Origin of the sequence: Ochrobactrum vermis, assembly GCF_002975205.1 — a bacterium.
In the GTDB taxonomy this organism is placed as follows: Bacteria; Pseudomonadota; Alphaproteobacteria; order Rhizobiales; family Rhizobiaceae; genus Brucella; species Brucella vermis.
Genome location: NZ_PCOC01000001.1, coordinates 808,497 through 831,783, shown reverse-complemented (window position 1 = coordinate 831,783; position 23,287 = coordinate 808,497). Strand labels below are relative to the sequence as shown.

Sequence of the window (23,287 nt, the reverse complement as noted above, 5' to 3'; positions counted from 1 at the left end):
GGAGCAGGCCATGACCATGGAAAAAAAGTCCGCCGATAAGCCCGTTGCCCGTAATGGCCTGACCTATGCGCAAGCTGGTGTCGACATCGATGCTGGCAATCTGATGGTCGAAAAGATCAAGCCGCTCGTTCGTTCCACCCGCCGCCCCGGCGCAGACGGGGAGATCGGCGGCTTCGGCGGTCTGTTCGACCTGAAGGCTGCAGGTTTCAAGGATCCGGTGCTCGTTGCCGCCAATGACGGTGTTGGCACCAAGCTGAAAATCGCAATCGATGCCGACAAGCATGACACGGTGGGCATCGATCTTGTCGCCATGTGCGTCAACGATCTTGTCGTACAGGGTGCTGAGCCACTCTTCTTCCTCGACTATTTTGCGACCGGCAAGCTTTCGCCGGATCAGGGCGTCGATATCGTTGCAGGCATCGCCGAGGGATGCCGTCAGGCCGGTTGTGCGCTGATCGGCGGTGAAACTGCTGAAATGCCCGGCATGTATCGCGACGGTGACTACGACCTTGCCGGTTTTGCGGTTGGTGCAGCTGAACGTGACCGCCTGCTGCCGCGCGGCGATGTTGCCGAAGGTGACGCCATACTTGGCCTTGCTTCGTCCGGTGTTCATTCCAACGGATTTTCGCTGGTACGCCGCATCGTCGAACTTTCCGGCCTCGGCTGGAAGTCCGATGCACCGTTCCAGCCGGGCGCGACGCTCGGTGAAGCTCTGCTCACCCCAACACGTATTTATGTGAAGCCTCTTCTCGCTGCGATCCGCGCTTCGGATGGTATCAAGGCGCTGGCGCACATTACTGGCGGCGGCTTCCCGGACAATATTCCACGCGTCCTGCCTGAAGGTCTCGCTGCCGAAATCGACCTTGCGTCCATTTCCGTTCCGCCAGTCTTCTCCTGGCTCGCCAAGACGGGCGGCGTCGAGCCGAACGAAATGCTGCGCACGTTCAATTGCGGCATTGGCATGATTGCCGTCGTGAAGCCAGAGAAGGTCGAGGAAGTCGTGGCTGCCCTTGCCGCTGAAGGTGAAAAGGTTGTCACGCTCGGCCGGATGGTGAAGCGCGAAAAGGACGGCGTCGTCTACAAGGGGATGCTTTCGGTATGAGCCGCAAGCGGGTCGTCATCTTCATTTCGGGCGGCGGCTCCAATATGGAGGCGGTGATCCGCGCCACGCAAGATGCCGACTTTCCGGCTGAAGTGGTGGCAGTTTTTTCCGACAAGGCAGAAGCTGGCGGCCTTGCCAAGGCGCAAGCCGCTGGCATTGCGACACAGATTTTCAAGCGCAAGGATTATGCGTCGAAGGATGAGCATGAAGATGCCATTCTGGAGGCGCTTGCCGCCTTGAAGCCGGATATCATCTGCCTTGCCGGCTACATGCGCCTTCTGTCAGGCCGCTTCATTGCCCCCTATGAAGGTCGCATTCTCAACATTCATCCTTCCCTGCTGCCACTTTTCCCCGGACTGCATACTCATCAGCGCGCGCTGGATGCGGGCATGAAAGTCGCAGGTTGCACCGTGCATCTGGTAACGGAAGGGATGGATGAGGGTCCAATTCTGGCACAGGCGGCGGTGCCGGTACTCGTCGGCGATAATGCCGAAGCGCTTGCGGCCCGCGTTCTGAAAGCCGAGCATCAGCTCTATGCGCTGGCGCTACGCAAATTTGCCGATGAGCAAGACAACCAGCCGGATTTCACCGGTGCGATGGTTCTGAGCGCGTGATAGCGCGCGACAAATTAATCACAGCCCAATTTTTTTGTTAATAAAACTTTAATTTCCCGCAAAAAGCTCTAATTCCCCGTCGTAACGGAACTTGCTTCGGCAAATCTCGTTAAGAGTCGTGTAAGCGTCTCTTTCAATATGTGTTTTAGAAGAGGACAAGGACATGTCTCTCCGTTTTTCGACTTCCTTTCTTTCGGCAATGGCCGTGATTTCCGGCATTGCGGTCACGGCTCCAGCCATTGCTGCCGACTACGTAGCTCCTCCCGCTTCGGGTCGTACCCAGCCGCGCTCGGAAGTCGGCACGCTGTCCTGTGATATTTCGCCTGCCATCGGCGTCATTATCGGCAGCCAGCAGGATGTGGACTGCGTATTCAGCCCCGCCCGTGGCCGTGGTCCGCTTGAGCGTTATACCGGGACGATTACCAAGCTCGGCATCGATGTCGGCTTCATCAATGGCGGTCGCGTCGCCTGGGCCGTCTGGGCTCCGACCGTTCGTCCGGAAGGCGCTCTTCAGGGTCGTTACGTCGGCGCATCCGCCAATGCAGCTATCGGCGTCGGCTTCGGCACCAACATCCTGACTGGCGGTTCGTGGAAGACGATTTCGCTTCAGCCAATCTCGCTTCAAGGCCAGCGCGGCCTGAATGCAGCTGTGGGTGTTTCCAAGCTGAGACTGCGTTACGCTGGCTAACAGGCGGCACGAATAAACAACGCCGGGGTGGAGATATAGAATATATCTCCACCCCGGCGTTGTTTGATAAATATTTATGCGTTTAGAGCGGTATTTTTGACGCGCATCTGATCCGAAAAACGTTTCACACTTTTCGGGATGCAGTTAATTTGCGAATCCAGATCTTGGTGTCATGCACTGCCAGCCCGCCATAGGGTGCGGCAGGTTCAGCGCCGATCAATATATTGATCCCTTCCCCGCGCTCGAATGTCGAGTTCGGGAAAATACCCTCCGACACGACGACGCCGCGCTTTTGCCCGGCACGCAGCACGGCATGCAGCACCAGCTCGCCGCGATGATTGCCAATCTCGATCCGTTCACCATTCTCGATGCCAAGCTCTGCCGCATCATCAGGATGAATAAGCAACTCAGGCCGGATTTCCTTGGCGAGCGATGTCGGCGTTTCGGCAAAGGTCGAATTCAGGAAATTATGCGCCGGTGAGGTCGTCATGCGGAATGGATGATCGGCATCCGCCGTTTCGATCACTTCCCAATAGTCAGGAAATTCGGGAATAGATTCGAACGCTCCCTGCAGACCCATGACTTCCGGTGGCTTGTTCGGCGAAGGGCTTCCGGTCCAGTCCGGGCGAAAGCGGAATTTGCCGTCCGGCCATTTGAAGCCATTGATATAGTGCGCTTCCTCAAACGGCGGCTGGAGATCGACAAACCGCTTTTCCTTCAACTCGTCGAATTGCGGAAGGTCGCTATTGGCATTCATGTTGTCGATCAGCGTGCGCTCGTCCAGATCGAAGCCCGGCAGATGCGCAACGCCAAGACGCTTTGCCAGTTCGTTGATAACGAAGATGTTCGGACGTGCATCGGCGAGAGGCTCGATCAGTTTCGGCCCCAGAACCACATGCTGCTGTCCGCCGCCGCGATAGATATCGTCGTGCTCCAGGAAAGTCGTGGCAGGCAGGACGACATCGGCCATCTTCGCCGTATCGGTCATGAACTGTTCGTGTACCGCAACGAAAAGGTCCTCACGCGCAAACCCCTTGCGAACCAGCCGCTGTTCCGGCGTCACATTCATCGGGTTCGTGTTCTGGATCAGCATCGCCATGACGGGCGGACCGCCATACAGCGCGTCACTGTCGCCGGTGAGAATGCGCCCGATCTTCGACTGATCGAGAAACCGAAGACCGACATCCTGCATGGCGCGACCTTCGATCTCGCGCTTGTCCATCTTGAAGATGCCGGAGTTCGAATGGAATGCGCCGCCGCCTTCATGGAGGAAAGCGCCAGTCACGCAGGCAATCGAGGCGGCAGCATGCATATTCACCGCACCGTTGCGCTGGCGGGTAAAACCATAGCCGAGGCGGAAATAGGTGCGCTTGGTCTTGCCGACGAGATGGGCAAAGGCCTCGATCTCTTCGACGGTCAAGCCGGTAATTGCGGCTGCCCATTCCGGTGTCCGGGTCTGAAGATGCGCCTCCAGCCCTTTCGGATCATCGGTGTAGCGCTCCAGATAGTCCCAGTCGGCAAGGCCGTCACGGAACAGCACATGCATGACGGCACAGGCAAACGCGCCATCGGTTCCCGGTTTCAACACAATGCCCATATCCGCCTGCCGGACGGTGGTATTGGCGTAAACGTCGATAACGACAATCTTGGCGCCGCGTTCCTTTCGCGCCCGCACAGCGTGGGTCATGACATTGACCTGCGTGGCAGCGGCATTGGTGCCCCAGATTACCACGACATCGGCCTTTGCCATTTCGCGAGGATCCGGGCCAGTCAGGCTTCCTGTTCCTGCAAAATATCCGGTCCAGGCCATATTGGTGCAAAAACTGTCGAACTGGTTGGAATAGCGTTTGGCAAAGCGCAGACGATTGATCGAGTCGCGCTGCACGAGCCCCATCGTGCCCGCATAGTAGTATGGCCAGACGCTTTCGCTGCCATATTGCTGCTCGGCTTTCAGGAAGCGCTCGGCGATGAGATCAAGTGCCGCGTCCCATGACGCTTCCTTCCACTGCCCCTCGCCTTTCGCACCAGCGCGAACCAGCGGATGCTTGAGGCGATCGGGATGATGGACACGCTCGGCATAGCGCGCCACCTTGGCGCAGATGACGCCAGCCGTGTAGCTGTTGTCCTTCGCGCCGCGCACCCGCCCGATGGTGCGCTCATCGAGAATTTCGACATCGAGTGCGCAAGTTGACGGACAGTCATGCGGACAAGCCGAATGACCTGTTTTGATGTTCGAGATGGGAGCGTGCTGGTTCATGTCGCCTTTTTATCCCAAGCCACTTCTCGCAGAAACGAAATTCTGCCGGAAGATCGTCACTGTGACGAAATAATTTTTCACGACAGGCGCAATGAAATCGCGCCAAGGACAATCAGTCCTGCAGCCATGAAGCGCGGCAGCCCGACTTTTTCCTTCAACACCAACACCGAGATGAGCACGCCGAAGAGGATGGCTGTTTCGCGGAGCGCCGCCACGACGGCAATAGGGGCCATGGTCATCGCCCACAGCGCCAGACCGTATGAACCAAGGGTTCCAACGCCGCCTATCATGGCTGGTCGCCAATGATTGCGCAGATAACGGGTGAACCGGTCTGGTTCACGATAGAATGCCCAACCCGCGAGCGGTATGGCGTTCATAATGAATAGCCACAGCGTATAGGACAATGGCGCGCCGGAAACGCGCACGCCCAGACCGTCAATAATTGTATAACTGGCGATGAAACCTGCGTTTGCCAGAGCAAGCAAAGCCGTACGGCTTGATGTGCCGCGATTTCTGCGGCGGGCGTCAAGAGCCATTGCAAGAACACCGGAACAGATCAGCGCTATGCCGAGCCAGCTTTGCCACCCCATAACTTCACCGACGAGCGGACCGCTCACCAATGCCACAATCAAAGGCGGTGTGCCGCGCATGATCGGATAGGCTTCGCTCATGTCGCCAGATTTATAGGCTGCGGCCACGAGCGACATGTAGAATACCTGCGTAACGGTCGAGGCCATTATGTAGCCCCAGCTTGCCGGGTTCGGCAGCGGCAGAAAAGGCAGGATAAAAAGCGCAATCAGACCGGCAGCGCTGGTCACACTCGCGGCACCGAAGAACTTGTCTCCGCTCCCCTTTACGATAGCGTTCCAGCTTGCGTGAAGGAACGCGCCAAAGAGGACGATCAGAAGGACGCCACCAGACATTTCGGGACTCGACTCAAGGAATAAGGAGCGGATGTTAAAGGTTGTATGTCATATTTGTGACAGCAGAGATATTGCAGGAACGACGCAGAGCGGGGTCTTTTTGAGTATCTCCGCCTCTTGCCGAAAACAGGCCGACATGAAACAAGCGCAACCATGAATTATCGTCACGCCTATCACGCCGGAAATTTTGCGGATGTCGTCAAGCACGTCATCCTGACCCGCCTTGTCGAATATCTGAAGCGCAAGGATCAGGCCTTTCGTGTCATCGACACGCATGCAGGCATCGGTCGCTACGATCTGAAAGGTATCGAAGCCGGCAAGACCGGCGAATGGACGGGCGGCATCGACCGCATCATGGACGCGGTGAAAAAGGGGCAGATCGAACAGCCTGCGCTGGAGTTGCTGGAACCCTATCTCGCTGCCGTTCGTGCGGTCAATGGAGGTGAAAAGCTTCGCCATTATCCGGGCTCACCGCTTGTCGTCCGGCATTTGTTGCGTAAACAGGACCGCCTGTCCGCACTGGAACTGCATCCGCAGGATTCCACCAAGCTCGCGAAACTCTTCGACGGTGATTATCAGGTTCGCGTAACCGAGCTTGACGGCTGGCTTGCGCTTGGCGCTCACCTTCCGCCGAAGGAAAAGCGCGGGATGGTGCTGGTCGATCCACCGTTTGAAAAGGAAGGCGAATTCGATCGTCTGGTGGATGGTCTCGTCAAGGCGCACAAGCGTTTCGGTGGCGGCATCTATGCGCTCTGGTATCCGGTGAAGGACCGCAAGGAAACGGAGCGGTTCACCAGACAGCTCCGTGAAACCGGCATCCCGAAGATCATGCAGATCGAGCTGGCGATTCGTGCGCCGTCCGCCGAACCGCGCCTCGATGGCACCGGCATGATTGTCGTCAACCCGCCCTTTACACTTGAAAGTGAGATGCAAACCCTGCTTCCCTGCCTTACCAAGCTTCTGGCCGAGGAAAAAGGGAGTAATTTCAGCATCAAGTGGGTGCGCAGCGAGGCTGATCGCACTTGACCCGCGTGAATTGCTGACAGAAACTGCGCCTCAACGCTTCGGTTATCGCAGATGAGAGCGGGTGCGAGCCCGCAATTTGGGACAGGACAGAGATATGCAACGAACCCTGGAACGCATCGGACAGTATTCACGCGCAGCCCTGTTTGCAGCGTCTGTCCTTCCCCTGACGCTTGCGTCTCTACCGGCCAGTGCCGCAGATTATCTTGCTTCGGCGCCTGCGGGTGTTGCCGATGCCGGCGCATGCAGCCAGCAAGGTGTTTTGCGGTCGGTGGTTTCAGATTTCGGCTATCAGGTTCGGCATGTTCCGAACCTGCCCCAGGTCGGCATTTCGGCCATGAGCGATGTTCAGCTGACGCGGTTTGAACCGAAGACCAATCCGGCCCAGATCGAGCGCACCTATTGCAAGGCAACCGCCGTTCTGACCGACGGTCAGTATCGTTCGGTCTGGTACATGATCGAGGAAGGTCAGGGCTTTGCCTCGATGGGCCGCAATGTCGAGTTCTGCGTCGACGGTTTCGACCGTTGGTATGTGTACGACGCAAGCTGCCGCGTTCTTCGCTAAAATTAAGCGGCTTGATACAGCCAGCCGTTGAGTGAATGGAGGGCATATGCTGCGGAAATTTGGCGCGGCTGCGTTTATGTTGCTCGCAGCGACAATTGCGAGCGTTTTAGCCGTTGCGCCAAGCCGGGCTGATGACATTCCGGGCGAGTTCGACTTCTATGTCCTCGCCCTCTCTTGGTCGCCCAGCTATTGCGTTTCGGAAGGCCCGCGCGCCAACAAACAGCAATGTGGTACCAGCCGTCCCTTCGGTTTTGTGGTGCATGGTCTCTGGCCGCAGAACGAATGGGGTTACCCGGCGAACTGCCAGCTTGATAACATCCGCAGTCGGGGCGGCTATGTGCCTCGCCAGATTATCTCCAGCCTGTCCGACATCATGCCTTCTGCCGGTCTCGTCGCTTATCAATGGCGCAAGCATGGCAGTTGCTCCGGCCTGTCGCAGGACAAATACTTTTCCACGCTGCGCAATGCCTTCGATCAGGTCAACATTCCGCCCAGCCTGCGCAATCTGGCCAGCGGGCGGCGTGTGGATCCACTGCTCGTCGAAAAAGCCTTTATCGCAGCCAATCCCGGCATGAAGCCGGACGGAATTTCGGTGAGCTGCAAGCGGAACTATCTTCAGGAAGTCCGCATCTGCATGACAAAAGACCTGCAATACCGCGCCTGCGGTCAGGTTGATGCCAATGCCTGCCGAAGCCGCTCGGTCATGATGCCCGCAACACAATGATCCATCAGGAATAAACGATGACACAGATTCTCTATTCGCCCGCTTCGCCCTATAGTGCGAAGGTCCGTATGGCCGCTCACTATGCCGGCATTCCGTTTGAAAGCATTGTCGTCAATACATCGGCGGAACCGGAGAACCTTATCCATGCCAACCCGCTTGGAAAAATCCCGACGCTGGTGACGGATGACGGCAAATCTGTTTTCGACAGCCGTGCAATCATCCAGTATCTGAACCGGGTTTCGGGCAACAAGCTCTTCCCGCGCAATGCGGAAAAGCGCACCGATGCCGAGCGCTATGAAGCCATCGCCGATGGTCTCTGCGACGTGCTTCTGGCGCATGTCTATGAGCGGCGCCTTCGCCCCGAGGAGAAAATTCATCAGCCCTGGCTCGACCTGCAATGGCGCAAGGCCGAACGGGCGCTCGACCTTCTGAACGAGGCACCGCCGCGGCTGGCCGGCAAGCTGCATGGCGGCCATATCGCTGTCGCCGCTACGCTCGGTTATTTGGCTCTGCGTTTTGAAGGCAAGTGGGAACGCAACCGTCCCAAGCTCAAGCGCTGGATGAAGCGTTTTCAGGAACTGCATCCGGAACTGACGGAACTGCTGCCGCGCGGTTGAGTTCTCTGCAAATGAAGAAGAAACCCCGGGTTTTTGGACTGACCCCATAAAGTTGGACGGTTCATAGGCTGGGATTATTTAAGGGCTGGGTCCTGTATTGCACAGGGCTCAGCCCTTTTAGTTTCATGCGAATGCGATCGTTGTTGTAGTAGTGAATGTAGTCCTCAACGCCATCGCGCAGACTGTCAATGCTGTCGAAGCGGTTGGGATAGAAGAACTCGGACTTGAGCGTCGCGAAGAAGCTTTCCATGGCGGCATTGTCGAGGCAGTTTCCCTTGCGTGACATGCTTGCTGCGATATTGCTGCTTTCGAGCATCCGGCGCCATTCTGGCGTCTGATACTGCCAACCCTGATCGGAATGCAGGATTGGCCTGTTCTCGTCATCGAGCAGGCTCAATGCCCTGCCGAGCATGTCCTTGACCAGCTTGAAGACGGGTCGTCTGGCTGTCTCGAAGGCGATGATCTCGCCGTTGTGAAGGTCCATGATGGGTGACAGGAACAGCTTCTCCCCGGCGACATTGAACTCGGTGACATCTGTGACCCACTTCTGATGCATCCGTCTGGCCGAGAACTGACGTTGCAGTAGATCGGGTGCCACACGGCCAGCCCCACCCTTGTAGGAACGGTACTTCTTGGGTCGAACCAGAGACTTCAGCCCCATCTCGACCATCAGCCGCTGGACGGTCTTGTGATTGACTGCGTCCCCACGCCCACGGATCGCCGCCGTCACCCGGCGATAGCCGTAGCGGCCCTTGTGCTCATCGAAGATGGAGCGGATCGTCGATTTCAAGGCCTCATGCCGGTCGCCTGACGACAGCACCTTGAGCTGATAATAGAACGTGCTGCGCGCCAGACCCGAAAGCGCAAGCAGCCCTTCAAGCGGATGGAGCGGCCTTAACGCCTGGACGGCTTGCGCCCGTTCGGCGTTTGACGCGCCTGCGTTAAGGCCTCCAGTTTTTTTAGATAGTCGTTCTCCATGCGCAGATAGGCCAGTTCTGCCAGCAATTCCTCGCGGGTCCTGGCTTCATCACTTGGCAATCCATCCCCGTCGGCAACCAGGCTCGGCGGTGCGGCGACAGGTGGCTTCGGCATAGATCGCGGCCTCCCTTTTCGGCGCGGAGCCAAGGCCTCAAGGCCGCCGCGCTCATATCGATCCTCCCAGACTGACACGCAAGCTGCGCTGCGAATATTAAAAAGCGCAGCCACCTGCCGACGGGACAATCCATCCTTCCACATCCGCTCAAGGACCGACAGCCTGAACTGTGCATCATAATGGCTGTGCTTGCGAGATAAGCCAGCCACGCCATGTGCCGCGTGACTGGCGACCCACCGGCGGACCATGGAATAGTCGAGCCCGAAACGAAGACCTACCTCTCGGTAGCTGTGCCCGCCGTCGCCGTAGTACGCGACGATCTCCTGCTTGAACGTGCTGCTGTATTTCGACATGCAAAACCCCCGAAGTTGGGTGTCCAACTTTCGGGGGTCAGTTCATTTTCCGGGGTTTCTTTTTGCGGTCTACTGGTTCTTGTCGAGCGCCTGCAATATCCGGTAAGCGGCCTTTATACGCTCATCGTTCGGATAATTCCGGTTGGCAAGCAGAACAATTCCGGTCTTCTTCGCCGGAATAAAGGCCGCATATGCGCCAAAACCGTTGGTCGAACCTGTCTTGTTGATCAAGACATCCGCTGACGGCTGCCGGGGCGTATCGAATTTCTCGATCTTGTGTGATTTCAACGCCATATCCGACGAGTTACCCGCCAGAAGCGTCTTGAGCGAGGTCGGGTAGGTATAGAATTCCCAGCCGAGTCCCTGATTGTTTGCGCCGACGTGATAGTAACCCGTGTGCGTTGCGGCGACCGCTTTCTGAAAAGCAGGCTCCAAAGATGAGCTGTCGATATTCAGTTCGACAAAGCGGATGAGATCAGGCGCAGTGGTCTTGATGCCGTAGGCTTGTGCATCCAGCGTGCCGCCCGATACCCGGATTGGCTTGTCGGCTTTGGAGTAGCCGTAAGCGTAGTTTTCCATCTGGTTTTCCGGCACGTTGACGAAAGTATGCTTCATGCCGAATGCGGGCAGAAGCTTTTGCTCCATCAGGACATCGAATGGCTTGTCCATGCTTCGCGCTGCCAGATAACCGAACAGGCCAATGCTGGGGTTCGAATAACGGCGCTGCGTGCCCGCCGCGTAGTCCGGCTTCCAGTTCTTGAAGTAAGCCAGCATGGATGTGTGGTCGGTGACAGCATCGGGAAATTGCAAGGGCAATCCTCCCGGCGTGTAGGTCCCGAGATCGAGCATGGTTATCTTGTCGAAGCTGCTGCCCGCCAGCTCGGTAGACCATTTGGACGCGACGTCAGACAAGGAAAAAGAGCCCGTAGCCAATCCGTAACCGCCAAGCATGGCGGTGAACGTCTTGCTGACTGAGCCGATCTCGAAAATCGTGTCTTCGGTGACTTTCTGCCCGCTTTCCTTCGATGCCACGCCATAGCCGAAGAAATGGCTTTTGCCGTCGATGGTGATGGCAACAGCCATGCCGGGGATGTTCTGCTCAGCCATGAGTGGGCGCACGGTTTCATCGACGATGCGGCGCAAGTCACTATCGTTTACCTTGCTCGCAGCCAGCGCGCCGCTATTCGGGATAATAGCAGCAGTCGAGAGGAAACCGATCAACAGTGTTGTATATTTTCTCATGACAGATAAATAAACCTCATGATTAGGCGTTCCGCTATGTCTCTCTCAAGACATAGCCGGTATTGCGCGATCCATTATAGTGAAGCCCGTTTTCGGCATTTTCCAGTGCTTCTACGAGATATAAGCCTTTCAGGCATTGCTGATATACGATGCTTGCGTGAGGGCGACAAACGACGTTATCTAGCATTTGGCATTAGAAAAATTAGGGCATTCATGGTTCGTCCGCATCTCCCTCTCAATTCCCTGCGTGCTTTTGAAGCCTCCGCGCGTCACTTGAGTTTTACGAAAGCGGCAATTGAACTTTGCGTCACGCAAGCGGCTGTCAGCCATCAGGTCAAAAGCCTGGAGACCCGTCTGAACGTGACCTTGTTCGAGCGTCTGCCCCGTGGGCTCATGCTGACAAGCGAGGGGGAAACGCTGCTTCCCACATTGAAGGACGCATTTGACAGGATTGCCGGTACGCTCGAGCGTTTCGAGGCGGGACATTATCGGGAAATATTGCGGGTCGGTGCTGTCGGCACACTGGCCGTCGGCTGGCTTCTGCCACGCCTGCGCGATTTTCAAAATCGCTACCCGTTCATCGACCTGCGGCTGTCGACCAACAACAACCGGGTGGATATAGCCGCAGAAGGTCTGGATTACGCCATCCGTTTCGGCAGCGGCGCGTGGCACGGCATCGACGCAACCGAGCTGCTGGAAGCACCTCTATCGCCGCTTTGTATTCCGGAACTTGCGCATGAACTGCAGACACCGGCCGATCTCGCGCGGCACACATTGCTGCGGTCCTACCGTGCCGATGAATGGACACGATGGTTTTTGGCTGCAGGCGTCACAGGTGACATGCCCCTGCCCCGAAGCATCATGTTCGATTCGTCGCTTGCCATGATGGAAGCGGCCATGCAGGGAGCGGGCATCGCACTTGCGCCGCCGCTGATGTTCTCCCGGCAATTGCTGTCAGAAACCATAATCCAGCCATTCGAGAAAACAGTGACCATGGGCAGCTATTGGCTGACAAGGCTGCAGTCGCGGACAGAAACCGAAGCTATGGCCGCATTTCGTGACTGGCTGGTAGAGGCCGCGAAGAATTGATCGAAATAAACGCAACAAAAAACCGGGCAGTTGCCTGCCCGGTTTTCCGTGTTCAATTATCAGATAATTAGAACTTGTAGCCAACGCCGACGCGGATGTCGTGGGTGTCGAGCTTGTTACGAACCGATTCGTTACCGAGGTCGTAGGTCTTGTTACCGAACTGAGTGTAACGGTATTCAACGCGGCCCAGGATGTTGTCCGTGAGCTTGGCTTCAATACCGGCACCGGCAGTCCAACCAACGCGGAACTTGCTTTCGTCGTCAAAGCCGTTGTCGAGCTTAACCTGCGAACCGGCAACACCAGCGGTGATGTACGGCATAACAGGGTTCAGGTCGTAGCCGAGACGTGCACGCAGCGAGCCTTCGAAGCCCTGCTGAACTTCCAGGCCGTCCTTGGACTTCTTGGCCCAGGAATAACCAGCGTCGCCTTCAACACCGTATACGAACTGATCCTGCTGGAAGTTCCAGCCAGCGTAAGCGCCAGCCTTCATGTCGTTAGGCTTGACGGTGCCTACGGTGTCGGTCTTGGCCTTGTTCCAGCCATAGCCGAGGTACAGACCGGTGTAGCCACCAGCCCAGCTGTACTGCGGAGCCATTTCAACCGGAGCCGGAACAGGAGGCTGTTCCTGAATGGCATCAGCAGCGAAAGCAGTCGCAGAGAACGGCAGCAGCGCAGCCGAGGCGATTACAAGAGACTTAAGAGTGCGCATAGCATTCTCCTTACACAAATTACGTTTGGCGCGGTCCCTTATCGGGTGGGCGACGTTGGGAGCAAATCGTCCATGCCGCGCTGACAGGACCGACATATCGGCGGTAATTGCGGCACGAAATGCCCGCTTCTGTGGAGAGAACCTGACGAGAACATGGCAAAAATGCGATGTTGCATTATGGCAACGGCGAATTCAGCCACCTATATAGTGGGTGAGCGCTGATTGTGTCAGCGGCGACACCCGCAAGAGCGAAACGAAGTCGCTGAAATCCCTACCGATTTGTCAGTTATGAATATCGCATGCGCTGTTTTTAGCTGCAATTTTCCGACCGAAGTGGCATGAAATCGATTGAAGAATCTCGATAAGAAAGTGTTTACCGTGTTGAACGATCACGAGCCTCGCCTGCTTGCTAAATGCCCGGTCCTGGTAACCGGCGGCGCTCGGCGCATTGGAAAGGCAATTGTCGAAGACCTTGCCGCCCATGGCTTTCCGGTCGCCATACATTGCAATCATTCCGTTGCTGAAGGCGCAGCTCTCGCAACAGCCATAACCGACCAAGGCGGGACAGCCTGTGTCGTGCGCGCGGACCTTTCATCCGAATCCGATGTTCGAAATCTCGTGAATGATGCATCGAGCCAGATCGGGCCGATCCGGCTTCTCGTTAATAATGCGTCGCTCTTCGAAGATGATCACATCGGTCAATTGGATATGGCACTGTGGGACAAGCATTTCGCCATCCATCTGAAAGCGCCCGTCCTGCTGGCCGAGGAAATGGCAAAAGCTTTGCCTGACGGCGAAGAAGCGCTTGTCGTGAATGTTATCGACCAGCGCGTCTGGAAGCTCAACCCGAACTTCTTTTCCTATACACTTTCGAAAACTGCTCTCTGGAATGCCACCCGAACCATGGCGCAGGCGCTTGCTCCGCAAATCCGGGTCAATGCAATTGCCCCTGGTCCGACATTGCCGAGCGAACGACAGAAGCCGGGCGATTTCGAACAGCAGGTGGAAAAACTTCTTTTGCAGCGTGCTCCGGAATTGTCGGAATTTGGGCGTACCGTTCGCTATTTCTGGGAAAGCCGCTCTGTCACCGGCCAGATGGTCGCGCTGGATGGCGGACAGCATCTGGCATGGGAAACCCCGGACATCGCAGGAATCACCGAATGACTGGAAACCGCAAGAACAATGAGGATACCGTTGCAAACCTGCCGTCTGATGACGAGCAGGATGTGGCCGGTATTATCATTGGCGACGCGGAAACCGAAGATGACGACGAGACCGACGATATAGTCGAAGTTTCGGCATCGCCCTCGGCTGCCGATTCCATCCAATGGGATTCATCGGATGGCCTGCCGGATATTGAAGGTCTGAGCGGTCAGGACATCATCAATGCTTTCGTCAAGCGCCTGCCGAACAATCCGGGCGTCTATCGCATGTTCAACAGTGACGGCGATGTGCTTTATGTCGGCAAGGCGCGCAATCTCAAAAAACGCGTATCCAATTATGCACGCGGGATCGGTCATTCGAATCGCATAACGCGAATGATCCGCGAGACGGTGACGATGGAATTCGTCGTTACCCGCACGGAAACCGAAGCCTTGTTGCTGGAAGCCAATCTCATCAAGAGGCTGCGCCCGCGCTTCAACGTGCTGATGCGCGACGACAAGTCGTTTCCTTATATTCTTCTGACCGGGGATCATCGGGCACCAGGCATCTTCAAGCACCGCGGCGCACGGTCCCGCAAGGGAGACTATTTCGGCCCCTTCGCCTCCGCTGGCGCTGTCGGTCGCACAATCAACGCGCTTCAACGCGCCTTCCTGCTGCGGACCTGCACAGATTCGGTTTTTGAAACGCGCACCCGACCCTGCCTTCTCTTTCAGATCAAGCGTTGTTCCGGCCCTTGCACGCACGAGATCAGCGACGAGGACTATGCTGAGCTCGTCAGCGAGGCCAAGGCGTTTCTTTCGGGAAAGAGCCAGTCGGTAAAAGACCATCTTGCAACAGCGATGCAGGCGGCTTCGGCTGACCTCGATTTCGAACACGCAGCGGTTTACCGGGATCGTCTGGCGGCGCTTTCTCACGTGCAATCCCATCAGGGCATCAATCCGCAGACGGTGGAAGAGGCCGACGTTTTCGCCATCCATCAGGAAGGCGGCATGACCTGCATTCAGGTCTTCTTCTTCCGAACCGGCCAGAACTGGGGCAATCGCGCCTATTTCCCCAAGGCAGACAGTTCGCTCGGCCCGGCCGAGGTTCTTGGAGCTTTCCTGTCCCAGTTCTATGACGACAAGCCATGCCCGCGTTTGGTTTTATTGTCCGAAACAGTTGAGGAACAATCTCTTATCGCCGAAGCTCTTTCGACGCGCGCGGGACATAAGGTACAGGTCAACGTTCCCCAGCGCGGCGAGAAGAAGGATCTTGTTGATCACGCGCTGACCAATGCGCGTGAAGCGCTTGGACGGCGGCTTGCCGAAACATCGTCGCAAGCGCGCCTGTTGCAGGGCATGGTTGAGACCTTCGGCCTTTCCCAGCCACCGCGCCGGATCGAGGTCTACGATAACTCGCATATTATGGGCACGAATGCTGTCGGTGGCATGATCGTCGCGGGACCGGAAGGTTTCGTCAAAAATCAGTACCGCAAATTCAACATCCGCTCGACCGACATTACGCCGGGCGATGATTTTGGCATGATGCGCGAGGTGATCGAGCGGCGGTTTTCACGGTTGGTCAAAGAGCATGGCACGCCGGAAAAACTAACCGATGCAGAAGCAACCGATACGTTCCCTGCATGGCCCGATGTCATTCTGATCGATGGCGGGCAAGGTCAGGTCGGCGCGGTCAGGCAAATTCTCGGTGAACTTGGGATCAGCCATCTGGTTAATGCAATCGGCATTGCGAAGGGCGTCGACCGTGAAGCGGGACGCGAACGCTTCTTTGTGGAAGGCAAGCAGGCCTTCACGTTGCCGCCGCGCGACCCCGTACTCTATTTCATTCAGCGTCTGCGCGACGAAGCACACCGGTTTGCCATCGGTACGCACCGCGCCCGACGCAAGAAGGAAATGATCAAGAATCCGCTCGATGAAATTGCCGGAATCGGCCCATCGCGCAAGCGTGCTCTTCTGCACCACTTCGGGACAGCGAAAGCAGTCTCCAGAGCCGCTGTGGCAGACCTGATGCAGATCGAGGGCATCTCGGAGGCCATGGCCAAGACGATTCACGACCATTTTCGTGACAGATGACGTAATTTTGTCCGGGATTGAAGCGCAAGCGTCATTAGGTCCCGGTAGAATATATTCGCAGGTGTTGATTTTACCTCTCATCCCTGTTGATGTGGCCTAGAGCATTTTCAATGCCAAAACTATGAAATGGTTTGCGTTCGGAAATGCGTAAAAACAAATAGTTAGAGCGGTTCTAACGATTCTGTTAAGACAGTAACCGCTCTAACAGCGACGCGGCGGAACAATGCAGAAAAAACATACCCTCTCCTTGCCCAATATCCTCACTTATGGCCGGATCATCGCCGTTCCCCTTGTGGTATTGTGCTTTTTTGTCGAGGGACGGCTGGAATCAAGCGATTTCGCCCGATGGACTGCGCTTGGATTGTTTGCCATCGCCAGCATCACAGATTTTTTCGACGGCTACCTCGCCCGCATCTGGAAGCAGACATCCACGATCGGTCGCATGCTTGACCCGATTGCCGACAAGCTTCTCGTATCCGCCATTCTGCTGCTTCTCGCGGCTGACGGCACGATTGCCGGCTGGACACTGTGGGCTGCAATCATCATCCTTTGCCGCGAAATCCTGGTTTCGGGTCTGCGCGAATATCTTGCGGAGCTGAAGGTCAGCGTTCCCGTTTCCCGTCTCGCCAAGTGGAAGACGACAGCACAAATGGTTGCGCTCGGATTTCTGCTCGCTGGCCCCGCCGGTGACAAAGTCATGCCTTATGTAACCGAAATTGGCATTGTCCTGCTTTGGATATCGGCGCTTCTGACGCTTTATACGGGCTGGGATTATTTCAAGGCAGGCCTCAAACACGTAATGGATTGATCCAGTGACGGTAAAACTCGTCTATTTCGCATGGGTACGCGAGAAAATCGGCAAGGGTGAAGAGGTTATCCAACTCCCCTCGCCCAAAATAACCGTGGGCGATCTGATCAGCCACCTGAAATCGCGCGGCGATGAATATGAAGCGGCTTTCGAACACGAGCATGTTATTCGCGCCGCGATCAATCAGGAACATGCCGAACATAGTGAATTTGTGAATGACGGCGACGAAGTTGCACTCTTTCCGCCAATGACGGGGGGATGAAATGAGCGGGCAAACCACGTGCCCACTTTTCGTCGGCATCAGAAGCGAAGATTTCGACACGGCAGCCGAACTGCGCAAGCTTGAACATGGGCGCACGGATATCGGCGCTATCGTCACTTTCACCGGCCTTTGTCGCGATGAGAGCGGCACACTATCCGCACTGGAACTGGAACATTATCCGGGGATGGCCAAAGCGGAAATCAGCCGCATTGCCCGGCAGGCCATCGAGCGCTGGCCGATAACCGCGCTCACGATCATTCACCGTTACGGGCTTATCAAGCCGGGTGAAAACATCGTTCTGGTCGCAGCGGCATCGTCGCATCGACATGCAGCTTTCGAAGCCGCCTCATTCCTGATGGATTACATGAAAACCGACGCCCCGTTCTGGAAGCGGGAGCATCTCGCGGACGGTTCGGTCGGTGGCTGGGTGTCGTCCAAAGACGAAGACGAAAAGTTCCGCGAACGCTGGCAACAATCATAATCTCACGATTACTTGTCATTCTATTGATCTCTATTTCTCAATTTAATCGTGAATTAACTATTTAACCCCCTAGAATAATGGCTAATTTGGGCGGCACGTTCTTGCGCTGCCACAATTTTCACATGAAGATTTCGCTAATGTCGGCATTATGAATCAGACGCCGACAAGCGATGATGACAGACAGATTGGAATCCGCATAAGCGCCATCTGTCTTGCAACAAACAATGCGTGCGGGAACGGAAGTTTCGGGCTTTAACGATGCGAAATGGACTGGCGAAAACCCTCTCGATTGCAGCGGCACTTGTGGTCGGCATTGGCGCGCTTGGTGGCGCTGCCTTGTTCCTGACCACATCCATGCCGACCAGCAGCCTGGCGGCGGAAAAGACGGTCAGCGGCAAGGTCATGTATCGCGAGCGTATCGCGCTGCCGCCTGAAGCCAACCTGACCGTTCAGCTTTCCGACGTCTCTCTGGCTGACGCCCCCTCGAAGATCATTGGAGAAACGCGGATTGAATCCGTTCAGGGTTCGCCGATCCCGTTCGCCATCAATTTTGATACGGACAAGATCCAGCCCGGCCATACTTATGCCCTCCAGGCCCGCATTTCCGCAGGCGACACGCTCTGGTTCGTCAATGACGAACGTTACACCATCGATCCGGAGAATCCCGGCGAACCGGCAGAAATCAAGGTTGTGATGGTGCGCAAGAGCGCCGATGAAGGTGTCGCCATCGGTATCGAGGGCAAGGATTGGCTCGCCGAAGACATTCAGGGCGGCGGCGTGATCGACAATGCGCAAACGACATTGACGGTTTCGACCGACGGGGCTGTCAGCGGTTCAGGCGGCTGCAACCGTTATTTCAGCAAGGCAACTGTCGCCGGAGAAAATATTTCCTTCGCCGATATCGGATCGACCTATGTCCAGTGCCCGCCTGCCCTCATGAATCAGGAGCGCAAGTTCATGGACGTACTCGGCAGGACGAAGTCCTACAAGATCGATATGGGTAAGCTTGTTCTCTTCGATGATGAAGGGAAAGAAATGGCGACGCTCGCGCAAAACCTCTGAAACAAAAAAGCCCGGTCAAACCGGGCTTTTTCTTTGAATTCTCGAAAGGGTTAGCCGACGATTTCGGTGCCCGAGAACCAGTATGCGATTTCTTCTGCAGCCGTTTCCGGAGCGTCTGAACCGTGCACGGAGTTTTCGCCGATCGACAGGGCGAATTCCTTGCGGATGGTGCCTTCATCAGCGTTTGCCGGGTTGGTTGCACCCATGATTTCGCGGTTCTTGGCGATGGCGTTTTCGCCTTCCAGAACCTGAACGATCGTCGGGGCGGAAGACATGAATTCGGTCAGTTCGCCGAAGAACGGGCGATCCTTGTGAACAGCATAGAAGCCTTCAGCTTCACGCAGGCTCATCCAGACGCGCTTCGAAGCGACGACGCGAAGGCCAGCCTCTTCAAGCTTGGCGGTGATGGCGCCGGTCAGGTTGCGGCGGGTCGCATCGGGCTTGATCATGGAGAAAGTACGTTCGATTGCCATTATGACACCTTGTTTGATGGGAAATGGAGAAAAGTGAGGCTCTATACCGTCGATAGGCCGAATTGCCAAGAGGCGAACCGATTAGCACCTTGAGACGGCAGAAAATTGATTGCATAGATACGCTCGCGCCGATTCAACGTCGTGCGAAGCGGCGCGGACTTGTAAGTCAGGGGGCTCTCATGGAACAGTATTTTCAAATGTTCGCCTATTATAACCGATGGGCAAATGAACTGGTCTATGCAGCCGCTGCCGAACTGAGCGATGAGGAATACCGGCTCGATTTGGGCCTGTTCTTCGGTTCCATTCACCGCACCTTCAATCATTTGCTGGTTGCCGACCGGATCTGGATGAAACGCTTCACCACCGAAGGCGATCATCCGAAGACGCTGGACACCATCATTTCAGACAATTTCATCATGCTGCGTGACCTGCGGCAGGCGGAAGACGTGCGCATTTGCCGCTATGCCGACAGCCTCGACACACAGAAGCTTGCCGGACGCTATACTTACACGCCTACTCGTGAAATGCGCACGATAAGCCAGCGGCTCGCGCCCTCGCTTGCGCATATGTTCAACCACCAGACACACCATCGCGGACAGATTCACGCCGCGTTCACAAGGCTGGGTACGGAAGCTCCATCACTCGATCTTGCACATTTCCTGCGGACGGAAGAGGGACGGCGTTTCGCTTGATACTTGCGGAAACACCTCAAGCCGTGCAAAAGCGCATTCATCATGCTTATCCTTGACGACATCTCCGTACGAATTGCCGGACGCCTCCTGATCGACCACGCCAGCGTAACGCTGCCAGCGGGATCGAAGACGGGTTTCGTCGGCCGCAACGGCACCGGAAAATCCACGCTGTTTCGTGTGATTACGGGCGATCTTGCGCCGGAAACAGGCAGCATCTCGCTTCCGAAAAATACTCGCATCGGTCAGGTGGCGCAGGAAGCGCCGGGCACCGAAGAAGCGCTGATCGAAATCGTCATGAAGGCAGACAAGGAGCGCACAGCACTTCTTGAAGAGGCTGACACGGCAACCGACCCGCACCGCATTGCGGAAATTCATACACGCCTTGCCGATATCGACGCCCATTCGGCGGAAGCCCGCGCGGGCGCCATTCTGTCGGGTCTCGGTTTCAACGCCGAAGCACAACGCCGACCGGCCTCCGCCTTTTCGGGTGGCTGGCGCATGCGTGTGGCACTTGCCGCTGTGCTCTTTGCCGAACCGGATCTGCTGCTGCTGGACGAGCCGACCAACTATCTCGATCTTGAAGGTGTGCTGTGGCTGGTCGACTATGTGAAGCGCTATCCGCACACGGTCCTCATCATCAGCCATGATCGCGATCTTCTGAATTCGGCGACCAGCTCGATCATGCATCTCGACCAGAAGAAGATCAGTTTCTGGCGCGGCAACTACGATCAGTTCGAGCGCCAGCGCCATGAAATGCTGGAGCTTCAACAAAAGGCTCATGCCAAGCAGGAAGCCCACCGCAAGCACATGGAATCCTTCGTTGAGCGATTCCGCGCCAAGGCCACCAAGGCTCGCCAGGCGCAATCGCGCATGAAGGCTTTGGAAAAGCTCAAGCCCATCGAGCTTTACGTTGAAAGCAACGTGCAACCGTTTCGTTTTCCAGATGCGGACAAAAAGACGGCATCGCCCGTTATCGCACTCGATAATGCTGACGTCGGCTATGTGCCGGGTAAGCCTGTGCTGCGCAATGTCACGCTGCGGATCGACAATGATGACCGCATTGCTCTGCTTGGTTCCAACGGTAACGGAAAGTCAACGCTCGCAAAGCTGATCGCCGGGCGACTCCAGCCGGAGAAAGGTAATCTTACTCTCTCTCCAAGCCTGAAAGTTGCGTTCTTCGCACAGCACCAGATGGATGACCTGATACCGGAAAACAATGCCATCGAGCATGTGCGCAAACTGATGCCGATGGAATCGGAGGCAAAAGTTCGCGCCCGCGTTGCGCAGATGGGTCTGTCGACCGAGAAAATGCTGACACCGGCCAGAGATCTTTCCGGTGGCGAGAAAGCGCGCCTTCTTATGGGGCTTGCGACCTTTCATGGTCCGAACCTGCTGATCCTCGATGAACCGACCAACCATCTCGACATCGACAGCCGCGAAGAGCTTGTGCATGCGCTCAATGCTTTCAACGGTGCCGTTATCCTGATTGCCCACGACCGCCATCTGATCGAAGCCACCATGGAACGGCTCTGGCTGGTCCGCGAAGGTGGCGTGAAGTCCTTCGAAGGCGATCTCGATGAATACCGGCAAATCGTTCTTGCCGATGCCAAGGGAGAACCGGCTGCCGACCGCGACGATAACGCCAAGGTCAACAAGGCAGAACAGCGGAAACTTGCTGCCCAGAAACGCGAAGCCCTGGCGCCGCTGCAGAAAAAGATCAAGGAAACCGAAGCCTTGATTCAAAAACTGCAGAAACAGATTCAAGGCTTTGCATCGCAGTTGGAAGACCCGGCTCTGTACGAGAAGGAACCCCAAAAGGCGATCCGGATCAACAAGGACATGAGCGATGCACGCTCTACTCTTGCGGATGCAGAAGACAAGTGGCTGGAGCTTTCTAGTGAATATGAAGAAGCGATGGCCGACTGAAAATCGGCCGTTTTTCTGCGGGTAGTGCCTTACGCGAACATCGACAAGATCACGATTCCCAGCACGACCCAGCCGATGATACGCATCGCGACCGGCAGAGGACGAGGCATGAACCGCACTGCGAGAAGTGCGAAAACGACCGTCAGAACGGGAAACCCGAAATAAAGCGCGGCGTAACCGCTTTGCCCTTCGAAGGAAGAGCCGAACACGCCCAGCCATTCGAGCGGTATGAGCGCAATCAACGCGGCGAGAGCCGAAAGCAGCAACAGTAGCAATCTATCGGAAAATTTGCGGAGCATCGTCATCGATTCAGCTCCGGGCTCAGCTTTGCGGACGCAGCCGCGTGCGCATCAATGCATAAAGACCGAATGCACCGAGGATCAGACCTATCGTCGTATAGACCTCATCGGGCGTTTCCGCCCCTCGGCGCAATACGAGATCGGCTTTTGAAAGTTGTAGTCCATCCGTGTTTCCCTGCACCAGACGAAACGCATAAAGCCCCGGAATGACAGGATCGATGTCACCGGCACTCTGACGAAGGACGCTGCCATCCTGCGGGCGGTCCGTGTTGATGGAACCACTCGTCGAGGCAAAATCGAGTCCCTGGGAGAGAACCGGCTGGCCGTCGCGGCTGACGGCGAGCGTCACTGCCGAACGCCGTTCCGCAGGCACATATCCTGGCAAAGGCGTTGCATCTATGAACACGCGCACAGGCCCGTCATCTGCCGACAGCCTGACTTCCTGTATCTTGAAGCCGCTCTGGCGGTTTTCCAGCATGGTCCAGCGACCAATCTCGCTGCCGGTGAAATGGCGCATATACCACGGATAGCCAATGCCAAGGCCAAAACCGAGAACGATCATCACATAGAAAAGCGGTCGCATCACGCCTTGCGCTCCCAGCGGCGATCTGGCGTTTGCTGCCAGTAGGTCAAATCGTGGCTTCCTGTCTTGAAGCTCTTCCACTGCCCCCGGGCAATATCAAGCTGCTCCTGATCATGCCCGTCGAACATGACAACAAGGCGTTCATAGGCGTCCGCCTGTTCCAGCCCTGCGCCTTCTACGAGAAAGCGTACCGTCGCACCATTCGGATTGGCTTCACTGGTGGTCAGCAATACCGGCTGGTGCTCGGGATGGGGTTCTTTATCGGTGCCGTGCGCCACGAAAGACGTATCGGAAAAGGTCCAGAGCAGACCATCCAGCGCATCGCGTCTTTCTTCGCTGACGGTCTGGATCGTGACACGCCAGCCGCGCCCAAGCGACCGCTCGACCAGACCGGGCAAGGCCTCGTCAAGTGTCGATTCCGTCAGATGGTAGAAGAGAATTTCCGCCATGCACTATCCGTTTCGGA

At 56.4% G+C, this 23,287-nt stretch carries 25 protein-coding genes; 16 read left to right on the top strand and 9 right to left on the bottom strand.

The window, feature by feature from the left end:
* Positions 1-10 precede the first annotated feature (10 nt).
* The 3 genes from purM (at position 11) to CQZ93_RS03945 (ending at position 2,404) form a co-directional block, all read left to right on the top strand.
* On the top strand, positions 11-1,102 hold the full coding sequence (gene purM, locus CQZ93_RS03955) for a phosphoribosylformylglycinamidine cyclo-ligase (RefSeq protein WP_105541437.1): 1,092 nt from the start codon (positions 11-13) through the stop codon (positions 1,100-1,102).
* Positions 1,099-1,716: a phosphoribosylglycinamide formyltransferase gene (purN, locus tag CQZ93_RS03950; protein ID WP_105541436.1), complete on the top strand. Its 618-nt coding sequence runs from the start codon at positions 1,099-1,101 to the stop codon at positions 1,714-1,716. Before purM ends, purN begins: the two co-directional genes overlap by 4 nt.
* Positions 1,717-1,879: 163 nt before the next feature.
* Positions 1,880-2,404, top strand: coding sequence for a DUF992 domain-containing protein (locus tag CQZ93_RS03945; RefSeq protein ID WP_105541435.1), 525 nt, complete (start codon positions 1,880-1,882; stop codon positions 2,402-2,404).
* Positions 2,405-2,528: 124 nt separating this feature from the next.
* Here CQZ93_RS03945 and CQZ93_RS03940 read toward each other — a convergent pair whose 3' ends face one another.
* On the bottom strand, positions 2,529-4,661 hold the full coding sequence (locus CQZ93_RS03940; RefSeq protein WP_105541434.1) for a molybdopterin oxidoreductase family protein: 2,133 nt from the start codon (positions 4,659-4,661) through the stop codon (positions 2,529-2,531).
* Positions 4,662-4,738: 77 nt separating this feature from the next.
* A complete protein-coding gene (locus CQZ93_RS03935; protein WP_105541433.1) occupies positions 4,739-5,584 on the bottom strand; it encodes a DMT family transporter in 846 nt (281 codons plus the stop codon).
* A gap of 153 nt (positions 5,585-5,737) precedes the next feature.
* Between CQZ93_RS03935 and CQZ93_RS03930 the strand changes: the two genes are divergently transcribed.
* The 4 genes from CQZ93_RS03930 to CQZ93_RS03915 all read left to right on the top strand — a co-directional run bounded on the left by CQZ93_RS03930 (position 5,738) and on the right by CQZ93_RS03915 (position 8,513).
* Entirely contained in the window at positions 5,738-6,610 is an 873-nt protein-coding gene (locus tag CQZ93_RS03930; RefSeq protein WP_105541432.1) for a 23S rRNA (adenine(2030)-N(6))-methyltransferase RlmJ, read from the top strand.
* A 94-nt stretch (positions 6,611-6,704) separates the two neighbouring features.
* On the top strand, positions 6,705-7,172 hold the full coding sequence (locus CQZ93_RS03925) for a hypothetical protein (protein WP_105541431.1): 468 nt from the start codon (positions 6,705-6,707) through the stop codon (positions 7,170-7,172).
* 46 nt (positions 7,173-7,218) lie between these two features.
* Positions 7,219-7,896, top strand: coding sequence for a ribonuclease T2 family protein (locus CQZ93_RS03920; RefSeq protein ID WP_105541430.1), 678 nt, complete (start codon positions 7,219-7,221; stop codon positions 7,894-7,896).
* A gap of 17 nt (positions 7,897-7,913) precedes the next feature.
* Positions 7,914-8,513: a glutathione S-transferase gene (locus CQZ93_RS03915; RefSeq protein WP_105541429.1), complete on the top strand. Its 600-nt coding sequence runs from the start codon at positions 7,914-7,916 to the stop codon at positions 8,511-8,513.
* 61 nt (positions 8,514-8,574) lie between these two features.
* On the opposite strand, the gene CQZ93_RS03910 is transcribed toward CQZ93_RS03915, so the two are convergent.
* Positions 8,575-9,959, bottom strand: a protein-coding gene (locus CQZ93_RS03910) for an IS3 family transposase (protein ID WP_422616076.1) whose coding sequence is annotated in 2 segments (ribosomal slippage) — positions 8,575-9,467 and positions 9,467-9,959 — 1,386 coding nt in all. Because the reading frame shifts where the segments join, the coding sequence is not laid out codon by codon here.
* A gap of 69 nt (positions 9,960-10,028) precedes the next feature.
* Positions 10,029-11,201 carry an OCH family extended-spectrum class C beta-lactamase gene (gene blaOCH / locus CQZ93_RS03900; protein WP_105541428.1) on the bottom strand — a complete coding sequence of 391 codons (1,173 nt, stop codon included), beginning with the start codon at positions 11,199-11,201 and terminating at the stop codon, positions 10,029-10,031.
* A gap of 213 nt (positions 11,202-11,414) precedes the next feature.
* Between blaOCH and CQZ93_RS03895 the strand changes: the two genes are divergently transcribed.
* Positions 11,415-12,290: a LysR family transcriptional regulator gene (locus tag CQZ93_RS03895; protein ID WP_105541427.1), complete on the top strand. Its 876-nt coding sequence runs from the start codon at positions 11,415-11,417 to the stop codon at positions 12,288-12,290.
* Between the two features lie 67 nt (positions 12,291-12,357).
* Here CQZ93_RS03895 and omp25 read toward each other — a convergent pair whose 3' ends face one another.
* Positions 12,358-12,999 (bottom strand): outer membrane protein Omp25, encoded by a 642-nt coding sequence (gene omp25 / locus CQZ93_RS03890; RefSeq protein ID WP_105541426.1) that lies wholly within the window; start codon positions 12,997-12,999, stop codon positions 12,358-12,360.
* Positions 13,000-13,347: 348 nt separating this feature from the next.
* Here omp25 and CQZ93_RS03885 point away from each other — a divergent pair, with 348 nt between their 5' ends.
* From CQZ93_RS03885 to CQZ93_RS03860, 6 genes are all read left to right on the top strand, one after another.
* The gene (locus CQZ93_RS03885) at positions 13,348-14,163 is read left to right on the top strand and encodes an SDR family oxidoreductase (protein WP_105541425.1); all 816 of its coding nucleotides are present in this window, start codon (positions 13,348-13,350) and stop codon (positions 14,161-14,163) included.
* Entirely contained in the window at positions 14,160-16,235 is a 2,076-nt protein-coding gene (uvrC, locus tag CQZ93_RS03880; protein WP_181153304.1) for an excinuclease ABC subunit UvrC, read from the top strand. The genes CQZ93_RS03885 and uvrC overlap by 4 nt, the downstream gene beginning before the upstream one ends.
* A gap of 223 nt (positions 16,236-16,458) precedes the next feature.
* Complete coding sequence (gene pgsA / locus CQZ93_RS03875) at positions 16,459-17,043, top strand: CDP-diacylglycerol--glycerol-3-phosphate 3-phosphatidyltransferase (protein WP_105541424.1); 585 nt, start codon at positions 16,459-16,461, stop codon at positions 17,041-17,043.
* A gap of 4 nt (positions 17,044-17,047) precedes the next feature.
* Positions 17,048-17,305, top strand: coding sequence for a molybdopterin converting factor subunit 1 (gene moaD, locus CQZ93_RS03870; RefSeq protein ID WP_105541423.1), 258 nt, complete (start codon positions 17,048-17,050; stop codon positions 17,303-17,305).
* Position 17,306: 1 nt separating this feature from the next.
* Positions 17,307-17,786 carry a molybdenum cofactor biosynthesis protein MoaE gene (locus tag CQZ93_RS03865; protein WP_105541422.1) on the top strand — a complete coding sequence of 160 codons (480 nt, stop codon included), beginning with the start codon at positions 17,307-17,309 and terminating at the stop codon, positions 17,784-17,786.
* Positions 17,787-18,044: 258 nt separating this feature from the next.
* Positions 18,045-18,848 carry a YbaY family lipoprotein gene (locus CQZ93_RS03860; protein WP_105541421.1) on the top strand — a complete coding sequence of 268 codons (804 nt, stop codon included), beginning with the start codon at positions 18,045-18,047 and terminating at the stop codon, positions 18,846-18,848.
* A 50-nt stretch (positions 18,849-18,898) separates the two neighbouring features.
* Here CQZ93_RS03860 and ndk read toward each other — a convergent pair whose 3' ends face one another.
* Entirely contained in the window at positions 18,899-19,321 is a 423-nt protein-coding gene (ndk, locus tag CQZ93_RS03855) for a nucleoside-diphosphate kinase (RefSeq protein ID WP_105541420.1), read from the bottom strand.
* A gap of 179 nt (positions 19,322-19,500) precedes the next feature.
* On the opposite strand from ndk, the gene CQZ93_RS03850 reads away from it, so the two are divergent.
* Both CQZ93_RS03850 and CQZ93_RS03845 read left to right on the top strand, forming a co-directional pair.
* The gene (locus CQZ93_RS03850) at positions 19,501-20,013 is read left to right on the top strand and encodes a DinB family protein (RefSeq protein WP_105541419.1); all 513 of its coding nucleotides are present in this window, start codon (positions 19,501-19,503) and stop codon (positions 20,011-20,013) included.
* A 42-nt stretch (positions 20,014-20,055) separates the two neighbouring features.
* A complete protein-coding gene (locus CQZ93_RS03845; protein ID WP_105541418.1) occupies positions 20,056-21,939 on the top strand; it encodes an ABC-F family ATP-binding cassette domain-containing protein in 1,884 nt (627 codons plus the stop codon).
* 29 nt (positions 21,940-21,968) lie between these two features.
* Here CQZ93_RS03845 and CQZ93_RS03840 read toward each other — a convergent pair whose 3' ends face one another.
* The 3 genes from CQZ93_RS03840 to CQZ93_RS03830 are packed head-to-tail and all read right to left on the bottom strand — an operon-like array spanning position 21,969 to position 23,270.
* The gene (locus CQZ93_RS03840; protein ID WP_105541417.1) at positions 21,969-22,244 is read right to left on the bottom strand and encodes a hypothetical protein; all 276 of its coding nucleotides are present in this window, start codon (positions 22,242-22,244) and stop codon (positions 21,969-21,971) included.
* Between the two features lie 16 nt (positions 22,245-22,260).
* Positions 22,261-22,821 (bottom strand): type IV secretion system effector BspB, encoded by a 561-nt coding sequence (gene bspB / locus CQZ93_RS03835; protein WP_105541416.1) that lies wholly within the window; start codon positions 22,819-22,821, stop codon positions 22,261-22,263.
* Positions 22,821-23,270, bottom strand: a complete 450-nt coding sequence (locus CQZ93_RS03830; protein WP_105541415.1) for a DNA polymerase III subunit chi — start codon at positions 23,268-23,270, stop codon at positions 22,821-22,823. The genes bspB and CQZ93_RS03830 overlap by 1 nt, the downstream gene beginning before the upstream one ends.
* Positions 23,271-23,287 lie beyond the last annotated feature (17 nt).